This is a genomic window from Pedobacter insulae (assembly GCF_900113525.1).
GTDB classification, from domain to species: domain Bacteria; phylum Bacteroidota; class Bacteroidia; order Sphingobacteriales; family Sphingobacteriaceae; genus Pedobacter; species Pedobacter insulae.
On record NZ_FOPP01000006.1, the window covers coordinates 239,923 to 259,332 of the forward strand.

Sequence of the window (19,410 nt, forward strand, 5' to 3'; positions counted from 1 at the left end):
TTCTTGTTAAAATAGTTATCTTCAATTCTAATTTTATTAAAACCAAATATGTCGCAGTATATCCTGTCCCTCGATCAAGGAACTACAAGTTCAAGAGCCATTATTTTCAATAAAAAAGGTGAAGTTATAGCCGTTGCACAGAAAGAATTCACACAGATTTTTCCTCAGTCTGGCTGGGTAGAGCACGACGCTTTAGAGATCTGGTCGTCGCAGGCCAGTGTTGCTGCAGAGGCTACGGTAAAGGCCGGAATTAATGGAAAAAATATTGCTGCAATGGGAATTACCAATCAGCGAGAAACGGTAATTGTTTGGGACAAAAATACTGGTAAACCCATTTACAATGCCATTGTTTGGCAAGATAGAAGAACTGCTACCTTTTGCGATGAATTAAAGCAGGCTGGAAAAGAAGAGTTGATTAGTAGCAAAACAGGTTTAATTATCGATGCCTATTTCTCTGCTACCAAAATAAAGTGGATGTTGGACAACGTACCCAATGCAAGAGCGGAGGCCGAGGCTGGAAATTTAATTTGCGGAACCGTTGATACTTGGCTCATCTGGAACTTTACCAAGGGTGAATTGCACGTTACCGATGTGACCAATGCGTCTCGTACGCTACTTTTTAACATTCATACCATGGCTTGGGATGATGAATTACTGGAATTATTTACCATTCCAAAAAGCATGCTACCTTCGGTTAAGCAATCGAGTGAGGTATATGGTGAAACCAAATCTACCCTCTTTGCCCATCCAATACCTATAGCTGGCATTGCCGGCGATCAACAAGCTGCTTTATTTGGGCAAATGTGCACCAAGACAGGGATGGTAAAAAACACCTATGGTACTGGTTGCTTTATGTTGATGAACATTGGCAAAACGCCTAAGCTTTCTAAAAATAATCTGTTAACCACTGTGGCCTGGCAGGTAAATGGTGTAACAGAATATGCTTTAGAAGGCAGTATTTTTATTGCTGGCGCAGTGGTACAATGGTTAAGAGATGGTTTGGGGATTATCAAAACCGCAGCGGATATTGAAGAGTTAGCGCTAAAAGTTGAAGATACCGGTGGCGTATATTTTGTACCCGCGTTTGCCGGTCTGGGTGCTCCTTATTGGGATTCGAATGCGCGAGGAACAATTGTTGGTTTAAGTAGGGGCACTACCGCAAGTCACATTGCTCGTGCGGCTATTGAATCTATAGCTTATCAAACTGCCGATGTATTAAAAGCCATGGAAGCTGATGCAGGTGTAAAAATCCAGGAACTTAGGGTAGATGGCGGTGCGACAGCCAACAATATTCTGATGCAGTTTCAAGCTAATTTGTTAAACTGTAAAGTAATTAAACCTAAAGTAGTGGAAACAACAGCTTTGGGCGCAGCTTATTTAGCGGGTTTAGCTACTGGTTATTGGAAAGATATTGCAGAAATCCAACAGTTGTGGGAAAGCGACAAAGAGTTTAACCCAGTAGCACAATCGGTAGAAACCGAGAAAGGATTTGCTGAATGGAAAAGGGCTGTGTATGCGACCCAAAGTTGGAGTAATTCTTAAATTAACATTTAAATCGTAAAAAATGACACCTTATATTGCGGAATTAATTGGCACGGCTGTCCTGATCCTTTTAGGGGGCGGGGTTGTGGCCAATGTTGTATTAAACGAGACCAAAGGGAATAACAGTGGTTGGATGGTAATTACTACTGCCTGGGCCTTAGCAGTGTTTATAGGTGTAACTATTGCTGGGCCATACAGTGGTGCACATCTTAATCCTGCTGTTAGCGTGGGTTTAGCCATTAGTGGCAAATTTGCTTGGGCAGAAGTACCTGCTTATTGTGGCGCGCAGTTGGTGGGTGCTATGTTAGGTTCTACCTTAGTATGGGTATTTTATAAAGATCACTTTGATAAAACGACCGATAAAGGTTTGATTGCTGCACCATTTGCAACATCACCTGCTATTCGTAACCTATCAGCTAATTTAGTAAGTGAGATTATTGGCACTTTTGTATTAATTTTTAGTATTTTTTATATTACTGGCGCGGAATTAAGCGAACCAAAAACACCAATTGGATTAGGGGCAGTAGGCGCTATTCCAGTAGCTTTTTTAGTTTGGGTAATTGGTTTGGCTTTAGGTGGAACGACAGGCTATGCAATTAACCCTGTAAGGGACTTAGGGCCTCGAATTATGCATGCAGTTTTACCGATTAAAAATAAAGGTGCAACTGATTGGAGTTATGCTTGGGTGCCCATTTTAGGACCGATAATTGGCGCTAGTATGGCTGCGTTGTTGTATTTACAGTTGAAGTAATTGTAAACGCCACAAGTATCCTATTTTAGAAATAATTGAAAATGCCAGCAACCAACAGCTGGCATTTTCGTCGCACTAAGCAATCAATCTTCAGCTACCGCTGCAACAGTTCTCACCACCAACTCAACCTCGTTCACTACAATCTCGGTTATAAAGCGCTTTAAGCCTTCTTTAGAGGTATAGGTTTGACTAGCTAACTTACCAACAATAGCAATTTCTGAACCCTTTTTAATCAACTTCACGGCATCATCAGCCTTTCCATTCCAGAACACTAAATTAAACCATTGTGTTTGCTTGCTTTCCTCTCCATTTTTGTTCTTGTAGTATTCATTAATGGCAACACTTACCCTGGCAACTTTTTTGTTGTTTTCAAAAGGTGTTACGACTAAATCACTACCTGCAAATCCTGTTAGGTGTACGCTGTTTTTTAAATTGCTCATTCTCTTAAAGATTAAAGTTTCTAACTATTAACGACCAGCTGCCCTCCGACCGCCGACAAAACAAAGGTGGTGCTTAAAAAATGAGTTATTCGTATGATAAACATATACATCCGTTTAATAACGAATAAATGAAAAACTGCATTATTTCCTGTTTATCTAATTATTTTTTGTAGCTTAGGGTAATCATCCCATAATTAAAAACTCATAATTATGGAACGTTTTTGTTTAGACTGCAATTCCCTGCTGCAAGGTAGGGCTGATAAAAAGTTCTGCGATGATCAATGTCGCAGTAGTCACCACCATCGATTAAATGCCAGAGACCATGGTTTTGTTAATCAGGTTAATCAAATTCTCAAAAAGAATAGAAGTATATTGAAAGAAACCATACCCAATGGTAAAATCAGAGTAAACCGCGATAAGCTCTTAATCAAAGGTTTCAATTTCAATTTCCGTACACATACTTACCTTAATAAAAGAGGCGACACTTATTTCTTTTGTTATGAATTTGGATACTTAATACTAAAAGACAATGAGTTGCTAGTGGTAAAACAGGAGGAGAAATGAAAAGCAACAAACCGCGAACAGCGGTTTGGCGTCATGCGGGGGTGATACACTTAAATTCGGGTACAGTTTTTTGATTTGCCACACGACATCAAGCTACCAAACGTTTTATGTACATTCAACAAATAATAAATGATTGACAATTTACCGTTTAGCTGGCTGCCGACACTTATTGCTCCAATTGTTTTATTTGGACGATTAACGAAATATAAAACAGAAATTAAAACAAAATAAAAATACCGCGAATGGCAAGGAAACATCCTAAGGTCGCTGGATTTTGCAAGGAATTAATAAATCTGCACCTAACAAGGGTTTTAAACCTTTCGCGTTGCCCAAAAATCTAACAGAATCATCAACTTCACTAAGCCATCAATGTGATGGAAAGTTTAAAAAGACATTTTATAAAAAACAAAATGATTAAAGAAAAAATAATTTCAGCTTATGAACTAATGGCCGACAAGTACAATGAACTTATTGACCATAAGCCTCACAACGCATATTATGACAGACCCAATACACTTCAATTATTACCACCAGATGTAAAAGGGAAAACAATCCTTGACGCAGCTTGCGGTCCAGGAAAATATGCTGAAATTTTAATTAGTAAAGGAGCGACTGTTAAAGGTTTTGACATTAGCCCTAAAATGATAGCGTTAGCAATTAAAAGAAACAATAGTAAAGGTGAGTTTTTTGTTCACGATTTTTCAAACCATTTTTCTATGGTAGAAGATAATTCTTGCGACATAGTTCTTTGCGCATTAGCACTTCAATATATTGAAGATTGGACTTTTACCATAAAAGAATTTTATAGAGTTTTAAAAAATAGTGGCACCCTGGTAATATCAATTGAGCATCCTTTTAATGACTATATTTTTTTCAAATCAAACAAATATTTTGACATTGAGCACGTGAAATGCACCTGGAAAGGCTTTGGACAACCAATTGAAGTTAACAGTTTTAGAAGATCTTTAGGCGAGTGCATATCCCCATTAACAGACAATGGTTTTTACATTGACAAATTAGTAGAACCAAAACCAACAAAGGAGTTTGAGCAGTTAGATCCACGACATTATAAAGAACTTAATGAATTTCCTGCATTTCTCTGTATCAGAGCTATTAAGAAAAAAGAGAATTCTATTGAATAAAACTAAAAAACGTCAAAAAAACAAACAAACAGAAAGCAATTAACTTCGGCAAATAATTTCAGCACAGCACAGTGGATAAATTCAAACAATTTCTAAAAAATATTGCAGCCATTACAGACCATGAGCTTGCAGATACGCTTAGTTTTTTTACGGAAAAGAACTTACAAAAGGGCGATTTTTTTGTGAAGTCAGGCAAAGTTTGCCAATATGCAGCTTTTATTATGAAAGGAACTTTACGAACTTTTTATATCAACGACAAAGCGCAAGAAACGACCTCTTGCTTTTGTATTGAAAACAACTTTACAACTTCCTATAAAAGTTTCATTTTACAGCAACCTTCAAATTTGTTTATTCAAGCAATTGAATACACAGAACTTTTAGTTATTGATTATAACAACCTTCAAAAGCTGTACAAATCAAGTCCAACATGGCAAAACATTGGTAGAACAGTGGCAGAACAAGAATATATTGTAATGGAAAAATATGCTTCTGTGATGAATAATGAAACTGCAAAAGAAAAATATTTACGACTGTTACGAGAACAACCAAATGTAATTAAAAAAGCGCCAGTTGAAGACATTGCTTCTTATTTAGGCGTTACAAGAAGAACATTATCAAGAATACGCCAACAAATTTCCAAATAACATTTGAGGACATTTGTCCTTTACGACAATAAGCTAAGTGCCGAGATTTGAATAAAGTTTTAATTTCTTACCATATGGGATTTTTAATCTTAACAATTTTACTCTTAGCATTTGCTTTATTAGCAGTAATTGATGGTTTCTACCTTCATATTTTCAAGTACCAACTTTTCAATCATAAGGAAAGTAAATTTGAACATTTAACGCATACGATTCGGGCAATTTTATTTCCTCTGATTGTGTATTTTTTATTCATTACTCAAAATTGCCCGACAAGTTTTTATTTAGGTGTTTTATTTGTAGTTACCGACATTGTTGTTCTTGGCACAGATGCTTACTTAGAAAAAGATAGCAGAATTTTTATGGGTGGACTTCCAAGATGGGAATACATTTTACATTTGTTTGTTAATGGCTTTCACTTCGCTTCAATTGCTGTTTTTTTTGCTATAAAATTAACATTTACAGAAAACGGGATTGAGGTAATTCAAACCCTTTCCCACCTGAAAAACTTTGGACTGTTCCAATTTATTGCTTTAAACCTTTTGCCAGGAGCAATTATTTTGGCTTTATTACATATTTATACGAGCATAAATATAACTAAGGAATATTGGAATAATTTAAGAAGTAAAATAACTTGTTGCTAATTAGCGAAGCTTTCATCCCTTTCTGACATTATTTTAAATAACGCAAACCAAAATAGAAATATGAGCATAAAAAAGATACATTACATCTCAGGACTGACAATAACGATTTTCATTGGACTACATCTATTCAATCATTTCTGTAGCATTTTCGGTGCTGATAAACATATCGAAGTGATGAAAACTTTACGCCATTTCTATCGCAACATTTTTGCGGAGACAATTTTATTACTTGTGGTAATTGTGCAAATTATTTCAGGGCTAAAACTCTTTAGAAGTAATCGAAAAATAGCAGACTCTAAATTTGACAAACTGCAAATTTGGACTGGACTTTACTTGGCAATCTTTTTAATTATACATTTAAGTGCCGTCTTGGGAGGAAGACTCTTTTTACAGCTTGACACAAATTTTTATTTCGGTGTTGCGGGACTAAATTCATTTCCTTTAAACTTGTTTTTTATTCCATATTATGGACTTGCCATTTTATCTTTTTTTGGACACGTTGCGGCAATTCACAACAAGAAAATAAAGTCGAATTGGCTAAATCTGACACCAAACCAGCAAGCAAAAGCAATTTTAATTTTCGGGCTAATGTTGACAGTTACAATATTTTACGGACTGACAAACCAGTTTAAAGGCGTAAAAATACCCAAAGACTACGAAGTACTTATTGGAAAGTATTGAACAATAAACTATTGCACTAAACCAACTCAAAAAACTTATAAAAACACAAATAATCATGAAAAGAGTTACCATATTAATAATCATCCATTCCTTTTTTGCGAATTTTGCATTTTGCCAATCAACATCGAGTTCAGAAAAAGACAAAATTAATACTGTTTTGACTGAATTTATGCAGTGTATAGAAACTAAAGATAGCGTTAAGATGTACAACTTGTTTCATAAAGGGCCAGTAACTTGGGTAGGCGTTTACGCGGAAGTTACTCAAATTCAAAGACAGAAAAAAGATAGTTCAGCATTAAATTATAAGATTTCTGATTACAAAACATGGTTTAGAAATATAACATCAAAAGTAGAACCCCGAAGAGAAGATTTTACAAACATTCAAATAATCGAAGATGGCAATATAGCATCTGTTACTTTTGATTATAGTTTTTGGGTAAATGAGAAAAAAGGAAATTGGGGAAAAGAGTTTTGGCATTTAATTAAAGAGAGTGGAGAATGGAAAATAGCCAGTGTTATTTTTTCCATGGAGCTTGAAATGTATAAACCTGAATTTGAAATTACAAATAATGCAAATGTAGAAGCATCTAACTTGGTGAGAAAAATGGCAAACGAACTCCTAAATGTTGCTAAATTACCAGGTTTGTCTATCGCCATTCGTAAAAAGAACGAGATTATCTTTGCTGAAGGCTTTGGCTATTCTGATACGAAAAGAAAAATACCAATAACATCAAATACGCAATTTCGAGCAGCGTCAACTTCTAAGGCTATTGCAGTAACAGGTTTAGCAGTAATGATGCAAGAGGGGGTTATTGATATCGATGCAGAGGTTCAAAAATATGTTCCATCTTATCCTTTTAAAGAATACCCGATTACCCTGAAACAACTTGCAGGTAATATTTCAGGAATGCCACATTATTTAGGCAGTGACAAACTTGAAAACAGGTTCTATGTGAGTACTAAAGATGCATTGACAGTATTTTCGCATCATAAGCTACTTTTTAAACCACAAACAAAATACAGCTATTCCTCCGCAGGATTTGTATTATTATCGGCTGCAATGGAAGGTGCTTCTGGTATAAATTTTTTAGACTACTTGCAAGACAAAGTTTTTAATCCAATGGGGATGAAAAGCACAGAGCCAGATATGGGAAAATATCGAGTGATGCCGAATTTGACTAACTATTACGAGAAAAAAAGTGACAATTATGTCGTTATAAAAAATCCAAGAGACGTGAGCTCTATTTGGGCGGCAGGTGGATTTGTAACCACACCAACCGATCTAGTAAATATGACAAAAGCATATGCTAACGGTTATTTAACCAATAACACTGTGAAAAAGATGTTTCAAAGCCAGACTTTGTTGTCAGGTGAAAAAACAAATGTTGGTATAGGCTGGCGGATAGGTGCTGATATGGAAGAAAGAAATGTAATTGAACATGCTGGTGTTACAGAAGGGACAAGGTCGATCATTAGTTATTTCCCTGATGACGATATTGCCATCTCTGTCATAACAAACACTGACTGGGTAAGCTCAATAGAAGAAACAGCCCATATGTTAGCATTACCTTTTCTTAAAAAGATAAAAAATAGCTCTAAGCTTAGCGGAAATTATCGAATTAAAGCTAAAATTATGCAAAAAGGTAAAGAAACGGAAATTAAAGGTAAGCTTGATTTTGAAAAAGGCATCGGCAAAATAACTTTAGCAAACGACATCGTGTATGCTCTTATCCATGTAAGTGAAAACATTTACTCACTCATTAGCAATCAAGGTATTTATTATCTAAACATTGAAATAAAGGGAAATAATATAATAGGCGGAAGAGCGACGATGTACAAAACCCCAATGTTGGAAAAACCTATAAACATAAAGCCTTTTTTTACTTTTACTAGTGAATAAAAATCTTTGACACATACAACCAGTTTGTTCAAAATACAATTTTAGAAAAAGGCGAAGATGATTTCCTAAACTCACATAATAATGCCAATAAAGGAGTTGGTCTTTTTCGTTCAAAGGACAAAACCTTCTGCAATTGGGGTGCAACCTATTTGGAAAATATTAGGAAAAAAACCATATTAGTAGATAATTGTGCTCGACGTATTTGTATGTTCAGATTTAAGCGTTGACAATCTTTAATGCAATTATCCATGAAACAAATAGCGGCAATGTTCCTTTTTTTACTGTTTTTGGGAGTTTGTAAAGGGCAAACAAAAACAGTGGACTACTCAACCACAATTAAAGAGCAAGCAGGAATAATGGGACATCTTTTACTTAAAAAGGATTTTAATTCATTTTGTAGATACACATATCCCAGTATTATCGACATGATGGGGGGAAAGCAGAAAATGGTTGAAATAATGGAAAAGGGGTCAATAGCTATGCAATCAGAAGGGACGACATTCGTTGACGTAACCTTTGGAGACCCGTCCAAAATAATTGCTGTCGGAAATGAGCTTCAATTTACAGTACCACAGACAATTGAAATGAAAGTTCCAAATGGAAGGTTGACAACCCAATCAACACTCATAGCAATTTCAATTAATAAGGGTAAAAACTGGTATTTCGTAGACACTTCTGGCAAAGATATTTCGTCGATGAAAAAAGTATTGCCCAACCTAAGTGGAGATTTAAAGATTCCTAAAATGACACAGCCAATATTTTACCCGGACAAAAAACGAAAACCTAATATGGGGTGCCATTTTAATCTTTTAGTAAACTTCATGCAGAACTTATGAAAACAGTAAATGAAAATTTGAAAGATACTTAAGCGTTAATATGTATGAATTAAAGCAATATCAATTCGTTAAAGAGTCCAGAGATATTCTTTTTGAATATTGTAAAACAATTGCGCCGCAAGACTTTGTGAATGAAAATTCGTCTTTTGGTAGAGGTGGTAGCTTGAGGAATTTACTGGTCCATATTGCAAATACCTATGAATTTTGGATCGCAAACACCGCTTTAAAAAAAAATGTCATGTATGCTGAATATGGGGCAAATGAAAATATTCTAGATATTATTGAATTATTTAAACATGTAGATAATTTTATGTCCGAATTTCTAGAAACAATAGAAACACCGAACAGTGAAATCGAGTGTAAAATTAATGGAATGAAAAAAATGGTAGAGCCTTTCAAGCTTTTTTCACATGTTATTACACATGAATACCATCATAAAGGACAAATTTTATCCCTAAGTAGACATCTTGGATATATTCCTGTCGATACGGATATAATGAGATAAAAGCTTAAAATGAATTAAACAAAAACAAATGGACTACAAAAAATTAAGTGACGAAGAACTACTAAGCGAACATAAAAAAGTAAAAACTAATGATTTAATCAATGCAACTTTAATTGGCACATTTGTAGGGATCGCTTGCTACAGTACCATAAAACATGGTGCGGGATTCTTTACATTTTTCCCGCTATTCTTCGTATTTATCTTTTTAAAAAGGAAGAAAGACAATAAAGAACTTGAAAATGAATTAAAATCTCGAAATTTGAAATAAACACTGTAAATAGCATCCTATGAGGAAAATAATATCATTTATGCACCTATCGCTCGACGGTTTTGTTGCGGGGCCAAATGGAGAAATGGATTGGATTAAAGTTGATCAAGAAATTTTTGATTATGTGGGCACACGAATCAACAAAGGCAACACAGCATTATATGGACGCATAACTTATGAGATGATGGAAAGTTACTGGCCAACCGCAGCCGACAGTCCAACAGCTACCAAACATGACATCGAACACTCAAAATGGTACGCCCAAGTTCACAAAGTTGTTTTGTCAAAAACGTTGAAAGAAACAGCGTTAACTAATACAAAAATCATCAGCGATAACCTTTCAAATGAAATAAATGAGTTAAAGCAAACTGAAGGCGGAGATATTTTATTATTCGGCAGCCCAATAGCCACACACTCACTTATTCAACAAAACCTAATTGATGGTTACTGGCTGTTTGTTAATCCAGTTATTCTTGGGCAAGGAATTCCACTATTTAAAGACATCAAAGATAAAACAAAGCTTACCTTATTAAATACACATCAATTCTCTTGTGGAGTAACTGAATTGGATTATATAGTAAACAAGCAATAGCAGCGTTTACTAAGGGGATGATCTGGAATGTTAGCTTTAAGTAATAACGATAATTGAAGCAAAAAAATGAAATGAGGATTTGATTTCATTGTCTCAGTAATGGTTGAGAAAAAGACCCTGCAGTTTATAAAGATTTAGAAAATGATAAAGAACAGCAATTTTAAACGTCTTTTAGGTGTTTGGACCACCTCAGGCAGTATTAAATCGGAACATGGAAACCTAAATCTAACAGGTATTGACAGTTACGAATTAACACTTGATGGACATTTTATTTTGCATAAGGCAGATGTGAAAATGGGGGTCGAAAGCAGCCAAACCTTTGAAATGATCAAATTAGATAGCGCATTAGACAAGGCTAATATGCAATACTTCAATTCAAAGGGTGAAAATGGTAAGATGATAAGTTCAATCACTGACAATAATTTCAATATTGAGGGAAATGGCTTAAAGTTTAGCGGAAAATCCTTATTGAGCGTTCTATAATGCAAAAGCAAGACGTAGAAATATTTTATCCGGAAAGCGTTTCGGCATGGCGAAAATGGTTAGCAAAAAACCACCTTTCTAAACAGGCTGTATGGGTAGTTTTTTACAAAAAAGCAGCAGAGAAAGCGTCTATCACCTGGAGCGAATCCGTAGATGTTGCCCTTTGTTTTGGTTGGATAGACAGTAAGAAAATCAAAATAGACGAACAAAAATCACATCAGTTTTTTAGTAAACGAAAACCAAACAGCACGTGGTCTAAAATAAACAAAACCAAAGTAGAGCAGTTGATAGCCGATGGACTTATGGCAGACGCCGGTTTTAAAACTATTGAAGTCGCCAAACAAAATGGTTCGTGGAATATTTTAGATAGTGTGGAAGACTTAGTTATCCCCGCAGATCTTGAATTAGCGTTTAACGATAATTCAAGGGCAAAAGATTTTTTTTTGCAGCTAAGCAAATCCAGTAAGAAAGCTATTTTACAGTGGCTTGTTCTCGCTAAACGGCCAGAAACACGGATAAAACGCATAGCGGAAGTGATAGAACTCGCAAATCAACAAAAAAAACCAAAACATATAACATAAAGGATAAAGTTATTTCTCCCGGCTTAAAAAAACTTTTCTAACGATATTCGTATTTAAACCAGGTGTCTTAGAAAATTTCTAAATCAAACGATCAAGAGAAAAATAATCGCATTAACAATGACTTCCTTAGATGGAACGATGCAGGCTCCAGGTAGCCCAGATGAAGACCCCTCTGGAGATTTTGATATGGTGGGTGGCTAACGCTCTACCAGCGAACCAACTCCGGTAGAGAGCTGGCGATGTGGAAACTGGCACAATTGGTGCATAAAAAGATAGCAAGTAACGGATTTTATGGCAATAAAACCAGTCGACATTTGTATCTTAAAATTTGATATAATGAACGAAATTAAACACGACTAACTTATGGCGAAAATAATTTTAAGCATCTCTATGTCCTTAGATGGATTCACGGCTGGGCACAGCATTTCAGAAGATACTCCCCTTGGAGAAAACGGAGAATTACTTCATAAATGGCTATTCAGCGATAGCACCGATACCGACAAACGAATTGTTTCCGAACGCTTTGAAAACACTGGTGCCGTTATACTTGGAAGTAGAACATATAATACTGCAATTAGGAAAGCTTGGGATGGAAAATCCCCCTTTCCATTTCCGGCTTTTGTGTTGGTGAATGCAGCCCCAATAATGGAAGTAGCAGGATTTACTTTTGTTAAAGAAGGAATTACAAACGCGCTACACAAAGCAAAAACTGCGGCAAATAGTAAAAATATTTTAGTGATGGGTGGTGCAAATGTTGCCCAACAATTTCTTTCGCAAAATTTGCTCGATGAAATACATATTCAGATAGCGCCTGTGTTGTTGGGCAAGGGAGCATCGCTCTTTGGAACGTTGGCGGCACCACCACCTAATTTAATAAAATTCAATGCAATAGAAACAAAAGGCGCAACACATCTTTTTTTTAAAGTAAAAAAATAAATTTAGACAGCTGACCTTTTAAAATATTATCGAGAAAAGTATGAAGATGAATTGTAAATTTATATTACCAACTAAATAAATTTAAAATCATGAACGAAACTCAAAAATCTTTGTCAACATGGATACTGATCGTATCTGGACTTTTTGCACTACTTGAAGTTATGGTAAGCATTGCTTTATGTATCGAACCAGAGTCGGTTGTAGCAACGGTTGACCTTAGCGCAAAGGGAGTTGAATACGTTATTCGTATGTGGGCTGCCCGACAATTTGCGTTAGGTTTTATTTTTGCCTTTGCAACCTATAAAAAATCAATCGCCATGCTAACCACTGCGTATGTTTTCTTTTTGGTGATGTTTGTGGGTGATCTAATAATAGGAATCTTCCAAAAAGAAAATTCACTTATCATAAGCGCCATAGTAATGTGTATTGTTTCATCGGCAATGCTATATTTATTAAATAAAAGAAAACAAACTTAATTATGAAAGTCACGGACGAACACAACCAACGGATCGCGAAGATGACATTCGCCTCGGTATATCCGCATTATGTGACCAAGGTGGAGCGGAAAGGCAGAACGATAGCTGAGTTACATCAAGTCATTGAGTGGTTAACTGGCTATGACGAAAAAAAACTGCAAGAACTTATTGACAAAAAGGTAACCTTTGAAACTTTTTTTCAGCAGGCTTCACTAAACCCCAATGCACATCTCATCACAGGCCTAATTTGCGGCTATCGAATAGAAGATATCGAGAATCCTTTAACAAAACAGGCTCGATATTTAGATAAGATCATAGATGAGTTAGCCAAAGGGCGTAAGATGGAAAAGATTTTACGAAAAGCCTAGCATTGCTGATGGGGCTTAAAGTAATCTTCCTATCAATGAGCGGAGTTAGGGTTTACTTTTCATTGGAAACAGCGAATAGGATGAATTTATGGTTTTTGACTATTGTAGCAGCTTGGAGGCTTGGATCATAATATTTCTTAAAGCATTTTACAGGCTTAGCTGTTTGGAACATTGTCATCTATACCGCTATTAATATCCTATGCGGTTGGGATCTACGACAGTAGAAAAACTGAAAGATTAAAGGATTAGTATAACATGCGCATATCAAGACGGAAATTTATTCAATCTGGACTATTATTAACAAGCGGCTTAGTCTTAACTAATGGTTTTTGGATTGAAAAATTTTTTATTGAAACGAAAGAATTTTATGTAGCTTCAGCTACAAAAGAATCTAAGAACATACGGGTTGTTCAAATATCGGACATGCATCTCCAATCTTTAAATTATCAGTTAACTCAATTAACAAAAAAGCTAAATACGCTAAAGCCCGACTTGATTCTAATCACTGGAGATGCAATAGACAAGGCAACAAATATTCCAGTGCTCAATGATTTTCTAAAATTGATTGATCATGAGATCAAAAAAGTAGCCATTTTGGGTAATTGGGAGTACTGGGGGCAAGTGGATTTAACTGAATTAACTAAAATATATAAAGTTAATAACTGCGAATTACTGATCAATCAAACTGCTCAATATACTTTTAGGAACAAAACAATTTCTATTACCGGGATTGATGACTTTTTAGGTGGCAACGCTGATATTCATACCGCTGTCGGAAATTATCAAGCTAGCGATCATCATATCATTCTAAATCATTGTCCACAATATTGTAATCAAATCTCTACCCAAATTGATAAAAATATCCCTGTAGATTTTATACTTGCCGGCCATACGCATGGGGGACAAATTAATTTATTCGGTTATGCCCCTTTTTTACCACAAGGCAGTGGAAATTATGTAAAGGGATGGTATAATGAAGGTATCCACAAAGTGTATGTCTCCAAAGGAATTGGAACGAGTATCTTGCCCATAAGATTCGGCGCAAGGGCAGAAATAGCAATTTTTAATCTCTCATAAGCTAAATCATACAACCAAATGACGACACGAAATCTCTGCAAAGACAATTCTTTTAAATGAGGGTGAAGTTTCTAAACGAAAAACGTGGCTAACTGACTTGGAAATTAAATTTTCCTTATTAAAATGAAAGGACTATTATCGCCATCCGCTTGATCCTCTTACCACTAGTGTGGAAGGAATCATATAATCTTCTTTTATTAAACTAAAATTTCTTTTCTCGAGTGCTTTAAACAATAAAGTGGCTGCCGCCTTTCCCATCTCAAAAGCAGGCTGCGTAATGGTAGTGAGAGATGGATTAAGCATATCTGCCATTTCGAGGTTAGAAAAGCAAACAACTTTCACATCGCCCGGCATCTTTAATTTTAATGCCTCACAAGCCATGTAAATAGGGGTTGTTAATTTTTTAACCGATGCTACAATACCATTTGGCCTATTTTTTTGCTGAAGTAGCTTTTTAATTAAAAGATGATTTTGCACTGCATCATTGGTTCACTGAACAACTTGCTTCGTGTTTACGCTTATTTTATAATCACTCAACGCCTGTAAATAGCCTTCCAATCTCTTATTGCTGATCGATAAGCTGCTTGAAATGCTCAAAAAAGCTATCTGATCACAATTTTCTTGTATGAGGTGTGCAGTTGCTTTATAACCGCTCTCAAAATCATCTGTAATGATTTTCGCCGTGTCAACTTCATCGCAAGCTCTATCAAAAAAGACGAGCGGCAAGCCGTTCGAAATCAAGTCATTAATATGATCGCACTGTGAGGTTTCTCTCGATACTGATAAAAGTACACCGTCTACTCTTCCTCCTTGAAATTCCTTTAAGATCGTTTGTTCATTTTCAAAACTTTCATGCGTTAAGCAAATCAATACATGGTAGCCCTTCTCTTTAGCTACCGATTCAATACCATTAATCGCTAAGGAAAAAAAGCTATCTGCCACCTCGGGAATAACTACGCCAATATTTTTACTTTTCCTGCCACGCAAACTGCTGGCATAAGGATTGGGAACATAGTTGAGCCTTGTTGCTGTTTCCAATACGCGACGCTTGGTTTCTTCACTTATTTCCTAACTGTCGTTTAAAGCCTTTGAAACAGTTGAAACAGAAAGATTCAGCTCAGCAGCAAGTTCCTTAATATTGATACTCTTCATTTGGCTAAAATCAATGCTATTCGTGCTTTTGGATACAACATACAAAATTTCTTGTTAAAAAACGGTTTTATAACGAAAACGGTTTCGTAAATAAACCTAAGCCATTATAGGTCAAGTATGTTAAAAAAACTTCAAAATTAGAATAACCAAATTTTATGTAAGAGGATGAGTACAAATCAAAACGACTTCACCGCGAAGGAAGCAAATCCTTTAAACAATCTTGATGAATGGGAGGATGATTTATTGCTACGCTATCCAAATCCGGATGGCATCGCCACTGCAAAAGCAACTCAGGAATACCGTAATTATGAAGAGCCGGCCAGAGATACGGTTAAAGAATTTTACAGGTTAAAATAGATGGAGCTTCCAATTTACCTAGATATTTAGTGCAAAACCCTGGGTATTAAAAAAGTTTAATATTACACAAAGGCTGTTTCAGAAATGAAGCAGCCTCTTTCTTTTTATATAAATTGTTTAATAAATTCGGTAAAACAATTGATAAACTCAGAATAATGCAAACCACTAAAAATGATTACTTTCGAAAGGATTTTTAATAAACCCAAAATAATATTGAGATGAATAAACAAATTACCCCTTGCTTATGGTTCAATAACCAGGCAAAGGAAGCAGCAACTATGTACTGCTCCGTTTTTGCGCAGGCTAAAATTACATCTCAGTCGCATATAGTAACCGAAATTGAGGTGATGGAACAAAAATTTGTCTTATTAGACGGTGGCCCGATGTTTCAGCCTAATCCCTCCATTTCGTTTTATTACATCTGCGAAGAGGAACAAGAACTTGATCAAATCTGGAGTGCGTTTCTAAAAGAGGGAAAAGTGATGATGGCGCTAGAGAAATATCCGTGGGCAGAGAAATATGGATGGATCACAGACAAATTTGGCGTTTCATGGCAGCTTTCAGTAGGAAAAATAAGTGATGTAGGACAGAAAATAACTCCTTGTTTAATGTTCACTGGCAAACAATATGGGCGGGTTGATGAGGCAATTGCGCACTATTCTTCGATTTTTAAAAATGCAATTACCGACGGCATTCTTCGTTACCAGGCAAACGAACAACCAGATGAGGAAGGCAAAGTAAAACATGCGCAAATTAAATTAGATGGCGAAGCAATTATGTTAATGGAAAGTGCGGCTGCTCATGATTTTAAGTTCACAGAGGGCGTTTCGCTAACAATTTATTGTGAAACACAAGAAGAAATAGATTATTACTGGAATAAACTAAGTGAAAGCGGCGAGGAAAGTATGTGTGGCTGGTTGAAAGATAAATTTAACGTATCATGGCAAATTATTCCGACTATACTAGGAAAAATAATGAGCGACCCCGCAAAAGCAGGTAAGGCGGCTAAGGCATTCATGTCGATGCGAAAATTAAACATTGAGCAAATTGTACAAGCTTCTATCTCGTAAACACTTTCTTATCAGGTGAATATTTTTCAAAAAACACTAACTCTAAAAGCTAGAAGCCGAGGTTTTCATCTCGTTACTACAGAGATTTTAAATGAAATTCCAGAAATTAAAAGTTTAACTACGGGAATGTTGCAAGTCTTTATGCAACATACATCAGCGTCTTTAACGATTAACGAAAATGCAGATCCAACAGTAAGGGAGGATTTCGAAATGTGGTTCAATAAAGCTGTTCCAGAAAACGATCCAGATTATGAACATGATTATGAGGGTTCGGATGACATGCCGGCTCACTTAAAATCGGCATTGTTAGATACTTCCATACTCGTTCCCATTACTAACGGAAAACCTGCATTCGGAACTTGGCAAGGAATCTATTTATGCGAGCACAGAAATTATGGTGGTAGTAGAAATGTGGTAATAACGGCTTGGGGTATTTAATTTGCTAATTCAGCAACTTCAACCCAATTTCCATCCTCACGAATAATCTCTATGAGCTCGTTTAATGCTGATGGAGTATTTACGTTTTTTTTCACCACTTCTTTACCACGGTACAAGGTAATTTTCCCAGGGCCAGTGCCAACATAACCATAATCAGCATCGGCCATTTCTCCAGGTCCGTTTACGATACAGCCCATAATGGCAATTTTAATACCTTTTAAATGGTCGGTTTTTGAACGGATATATTGTGTGGTTTCCTGTAAATCGAAAAGCGTTCTGCCACAACTTGGACAGGAAATATATTCTGTTTTACTGATGCGCGTTCGGGTAGCTTGTAAAATCCCAAAGCTACTTGAATTAACCAATGATAAACCTATAGTTGTTGGGGCATTAATCCATACACCATCACCAAAACCATCTGTTAACAATGCTCCCAAATCACTTGCTGCATACAACATCAATTGATCAGCATCAACATTTAAATAAGTTCTTTTAATAATAACCGGTACTTGGATGTTTTGTGCTTGCAGGGCTACAAAAAAAGCGCGTTGTTGTTGCATCCCCATTTCTTGGCTGGTTTCGAGCACAACTATTGTTGAAGGCTGAAAAACTGGAAGGTTAGTAACTTCGAATTCGTCAGCGTTGATCACTAGAAAATTCAGTTCATTGTCGCCTAATTGGGCGTGCTTATAATCTTCTGTAGTAAGTAATGGATAACAATTTTGCTTATCGCTTAACTTAAGCCATGTCGCATAATTATAAACTTGTTTTAAATTTCCAGGGAAAGAAAAAGAAGGCAATTCATCCCCTAAATAAACCAAGTCACATGCCAAATCGGTTAAGTTATATTTATCCAAGCCCGCACTGTAGTTATAGCCTAACTGACTTAAGAAATAAGGATCTTTTAAATTTTGTTTGGTTACATCAATCATTACCACAGGGTGATGATGCCCGCCAATTTGATTTACAGATTGGGTTACTCTTCGAGCATACGCATAGGGAGAGTATGTTAAACTTTCTGCTTTCAACTTTGAACTTTCAATGCTCGTTGCCCGTCGTTCAAACCGATCTGCTAATGCTCTAGCCACAGGGGCTTCAAACTCTGGATCCTCGGTTAAAGAAACCCTTATGGTATCTCCCAAGCCATCAGCCAGCAAGGTGCCAATTCCAACTGCGGACTTAATTCTACCGTCTTCACCATCACCAGCTTCTGTAACACCCAAATGAAGTGGGTAATTCATACCTTCTTTTACCATCGTTTGAACGAGCAATCGATAGGCTTGTACCATTACCTGCGTATTACTGGCCTTCATTGAAATACAAAGGTTATAGTAATTTTGGTCTTCGCATATGCGGATAAATTCCATCGCTGACTCGACCATTCCACGTGGTGTATCGCCATAATGGCTCATAATTCGGTCAGATAAAGAACCATGATTGGTACCAATGCGCATAGCAGTACCGTACTCTTTACATATTTTAACTAAAGGGGTAAACTTTTTATAAATTCTCTCCAGTTCTGCTTGATAAGACTCCTCTGTATAAGCTAAATTCTCGAAGCGCTTTTTATCTGCATAATTACCTGGGTTTACGCGAACCTTTTCAACTATCCTAGCGGCTGATTCTGCTGCATTTGGTGTGAAATGTATATCTGCAATTAAGGGAACATCGTATCCTCTTGCACGTAATTCTTTCTTGATATTTGCTAGATTCTCGGCTTCCTTAATACTAGGAGCTGTAATACGCACATACTCACAGCCCGAGTGTACCATTCTAATGGTCTGTTCCACCGTTGCCAAAGTATCCATCGTATCGGTTGTGGTCATTGATTGGATCCGGATCGGATTTAACCCTCCCATTGGTAGATGACCAATCGTTATCTCTTTAGTTAAAAATCGTGAGTACGAGGTTAAACTATTGCAATAACCGCCACTTAATTCATGATTTACCGATAAATTTTCCATGC

General features: G+C 36.3%; 25 protein-coding genes. 21 read left to right on the forward strand and 4 right to left on the reverse strand.

Annotated elements, in window-relative coordinates:
- Positions 1-48 precede the first annotated feature (48 nt).
- Positions 49-1,542 carry a glycerol kinase GlpK gene (glpK, locus tag BM207_RS12105; RefSeq protein WP_090994321.1) on the forward strand — a complete coding sequence of 498 codons (1,494 nt, stop codon included), beginning with the start codon at positions 49-51 and terminating at the stop codon, positions 1,540-1,542.
- 22 nt (positions 1,543-1,564) lie between these two features.
- On the forward strand, positions 1,565-2,293 hold the full coding sequence (locus BM207_RS12110; protein ID WP_090994322.1) for an MIP/aquaporin family protein: 729 nt from the start codon (positions 1,565-1,567) through the stop codon (positions 2,291-2,293).
- 83 nt (positions 2,294-2,376) lie between these two features.
- Here BM207_RS12110 and BM207_RS12115 read toward each other — a convergent pair whose 3' ends face one another.
- Positions 2,377-2,733, reverse strand: coding sequence for a single-stranded DNA-binding protein (locus BM207_RS12115; protein ID WP_090994324.1), 357 nt, complete (start codon positions 2,731-2,733; stop codon positions 2,377-2,379).
- 210 nt (positions 2,734-2,943) lie between these two features.
- Here BM207_RS12115 and BM207_RS12120 point away from each other — a divergent pair, with 210 nt between their 5' ends.
- From BM207_RS12120 to BM207_RS12195, 16 genes are all read left to right on the forward strand, one after another.
- Positions 2,944-3,297: a hypothetical protein gene (locus BM207_RS12120; RefSeq protein ID WP_090994325.1), complete on the forward strand. Its 354-nt coding sequence runs from the start codon at positions 2,944-2,946 to the stop codon at positions 3,295-3,297.
- Between the two features lie 374 nt (positions 3,298-3,671).
- The gene (locus BM207_RS12125) at positions 3,672-4,439 is read left to right on the forward strand and encodes a class I SAM-dependent methyltransferase (RefSeq protein WP_090994327.1); all 768 of its coding nucleotides are present in this window, start codon (positions 3,672-3,674) and stop codon (positions 4,437-4,439) included.
- Positions 4,440-4,510: 71 nt separating this feature from the next.
- Positions 4,511-5,083 carry a Crp/Fnr family transcriptional regulator gene (locus BM207_RS12130; RefSeq protein ID WP_090994329.1) on the forward strand — a complete coding sequence of 191 codons (573 nt, stop codon included), beginning with the start codon at positions 4,511-4,513 and terminating at the stop codon, positions 5,081-5,083.
- Positions 5,084-5,157: 74 nt separating this feature from the next.
- Positions 5,158-5,724 (forward strand): hypothetical protein, encoded by a 567-nt coding sequence (locus BM207_RS12135; protein WP_090994331.1) that lies wholly within the window; start codon positions 5,158-5,160, stop codon positions 5,722-5,724.
- Between the two features lie 171 nt (positions 5,725-5,895).
- A complete protein-coding gene (locus BM207_RS12140; RefSeq protein ID WP_218155052.1) occupies positions 5,896-6,405 on the forward strand; it encodes a succinate dehydrogenase/fumarate reductase transmembrane subunit in 510 nt (169 codons plus the stop codon).
- A 55-nt stretch (positions 6,406-6,460) separates the two neighbouring features.
- Complete coding sequence (locus BM207_RS12145) at positions 6,461-8,305, forward strand: serine hydrolase (RefSeq protein WP_090994336.1); 1,845 nt, start codon at positions 6,461-6,463, stop codon at positions 8,303-8,305.
- Between the two features lie 248 nt (positions 8,306-8,553).
- A complete protein-coding gene (locus BM207_RS12150; protein WP_143095952.1) occupies positions 8,554-9,141 on the forward strand; it encodes a hypothetical protein in 588 nt (195 codons plus the stop codon).
- A gap of 40 nt (positions 9,142-9,181) precedes the next feature.
- Positions 9,182-9,646 carry a DinB family protein gene (locus BM207_RS12155; protein ID WP_090994339.1) on the forward strand — a complete coding sequence of 155 codons (465 nt, stop codon included), beginning with the start codon at positions 9,182-9,184 and terminating at the stop codon, positions 9,644-9,646.
- Positions 9,647-9,674: 28 nt separating this feature from the next.
- The gene (locus BM207_RS12160; RefSeq protein WP_090994341.1) at positions 9,675-9,914 is read left to right on the forward strand and encodes a hypothetical protein; all 240 of its coding nucleotides are present in this window, start codon (positions 9,675-9,677) and stop codon (positions 9,912-9,914) included.
- Between the two features lie 19 nt (positions 9,915-9,933).
- The gene (locus BM207_RS12165; protein WP_090994343.1) at positions 9,934-10,506 is read left to right on the forward strand and encodes a dihydrofolate reductase family protein; all 573 of its coding nucleotides are present in this window, start codon (positions 9,934-9,936) and stop codon (positions 10,504-10,506) included.
- Positions 10,507-10,647: 141 nt separating this feature from the next.
- Entirely contained in the window at positions 10,648-10,989 is a 342-nt protein-coding gene (locus BM207_RS12170) for a hypothetical protein (protein WP_090994346.1), read from the forward strand.
- Positions 10,989-11,570, forward strand: coding sequence for a YdeI/OmpD-associated family protein (locus BM207_RS12175; protein ID WP_090994348.1), 582 nt, complete (start codon positions 10,989-10,991; stop codon positions 11,568-11,570). The genes BM207_RS12170 and BM207_RS12175 overlap by 1 nt, the downstream gene beginning before the upstream one ends.
- A 363-nt stretch (positions 11,571-11,933) precedes the next feature.
- On the forward strand, positions 11,934-12,506 hold the full coding sequence (locus BM207_RS12180) for a dihydrofolate reductase family protein (RefSeq protein WP_090994349.1): 573 nt from the start codon (positions 11,934-11,936) through the stop codon (positions 12,504-12,506).
- 89 nt (positions 12,507-12,595) lie between these two features.
- Positions 12,596-12,982 carry a hypothetical protein gene (locus BM207_RS12185; protein ID WP_090994351.1) on the forward strand — a complete coding sequence of 129 codons (387 nt, stop codon included), beginning with the start codon at positions 12,596-12,598 and terminating at the stop codon, positions 12,980-12,982.
- Positions 12,983-12,984: 2 nt separating this feature from the next.
- On the forward strand, positions 12,985-13,350 hold the full coding sequence (locus tag BM207_RS12190) for a DUF2200 domain-containing protein (RefSeq protein WP_090994353.1): 366 nt from the start codon (positions 12,985-12,987) through the stop codon (positions 13,348-13,350).
- A 255-nt stretch (positions 13,351-13,605) separates the two neighbouring features.
- Positions 13,606-14,427 carry a metallophosphoesterase gene (locus BM207_RS12195; protein WP_090994355.1) on the forward strand — a complete coding sequence of 274 codons (822 nt, stop codon included), beginning with the start codon at positions 13,606-13,608 and terminating at the stop codon, positions 14,425-14,427.
- Between the two features lie 135 nt (positions 14,428-14,562).
- Here BM207_RS12195 and BM207_RS19270 read toward each other — a convergent pair whose 3' ends face one another.
- Positions 14,563-14,904, reverse strand: coding sequence for a substrate-binding domain-containing protein (locus tag BM207_RS19270; protein ID WP_245768091.1), 342 nt, complete (start codon positions 14,902-14,904; stop codon positions 14,563-14,565).
- A gap of 12 nt (positions 14,905-14,916) precedes the next feature.
- Entirely contained in the window at positions 14,917-15,465 is a 549-nt protein-coding gene (locus tag BM207_RS19275; protein ID WP_245768092.1) for a LacI family DNA-binding transcriptional regulator, read from the reverse strand.
- A 279-nt stretch (positions 15,466-15,744) separates the two neighbouring features.
- Here BM207_RS19275 and BM207_RS12205 point away from each other — a divergent pair, with 279 nt between their 5' ends.
- The 3 genes from BM207_RS12205 to BM207_RS12215 all read left to right on the forward strand — a co-directional run bounded on the left by BM207_RS12205 (position 15,745) and on the right by BM207_RS12215 (position 17,444).
- Entirely contained in the window at positions 15,745-15,936 is a 192-nt protein-coding gene (locus BM207_RS12205) for a hypothetical protein (RefSeq protein WP_218155053.1), read from the forward strand.
- Positions 15,937-16,154: 218 nt separating this feature from the next.
- Positions 16,155-17,006 carry a VOC family protein gene (locus BM207_RS12210; RefSeq protein WP_090994356.1) on the forward strand — a complete coding sequence of 284 codons (852 nt, stop codon included), beginning with the start codon at positions 16,155-16,157 and terminating at the stop codon, positions 17,004-17,006.
- Positions 17,007-17,021: 15 nt separating this feature from the next.
- A complete protein-coding gene (locus BM207_RS12215) occupies positions 17,022-17,444 on the forward strand; it encodes a secondary thiamine-phosphate synthase enzyme YjbQ (RefSeq protein WP_090994358.1) in 423 nt (140 codons plus the stop codon).
- On the opposite strand, the gene ispG is transcribed toward BM207_RS12215, so the two are convergent.
- The gene (ispG, locus tag BM207_RS12220; RefSeq protein WP_090994360.1) at positions 17,441-19,408 is read right to left on the reverse strand and encodes a (E)-4-hydroxy-3-methylbut-2-enyl-diphosphate synthase; all 1,968 of its coding nucleotides are present in this window, start codon (positions 19,406-19,408) and stop codon (positions 17,441-17,443) included. The genes BM207_RS12215 and ispG overlap by 4 nt on opposite strands.
- Positions 19,409-19,410 lie beyond the last annotated feature (2 nt).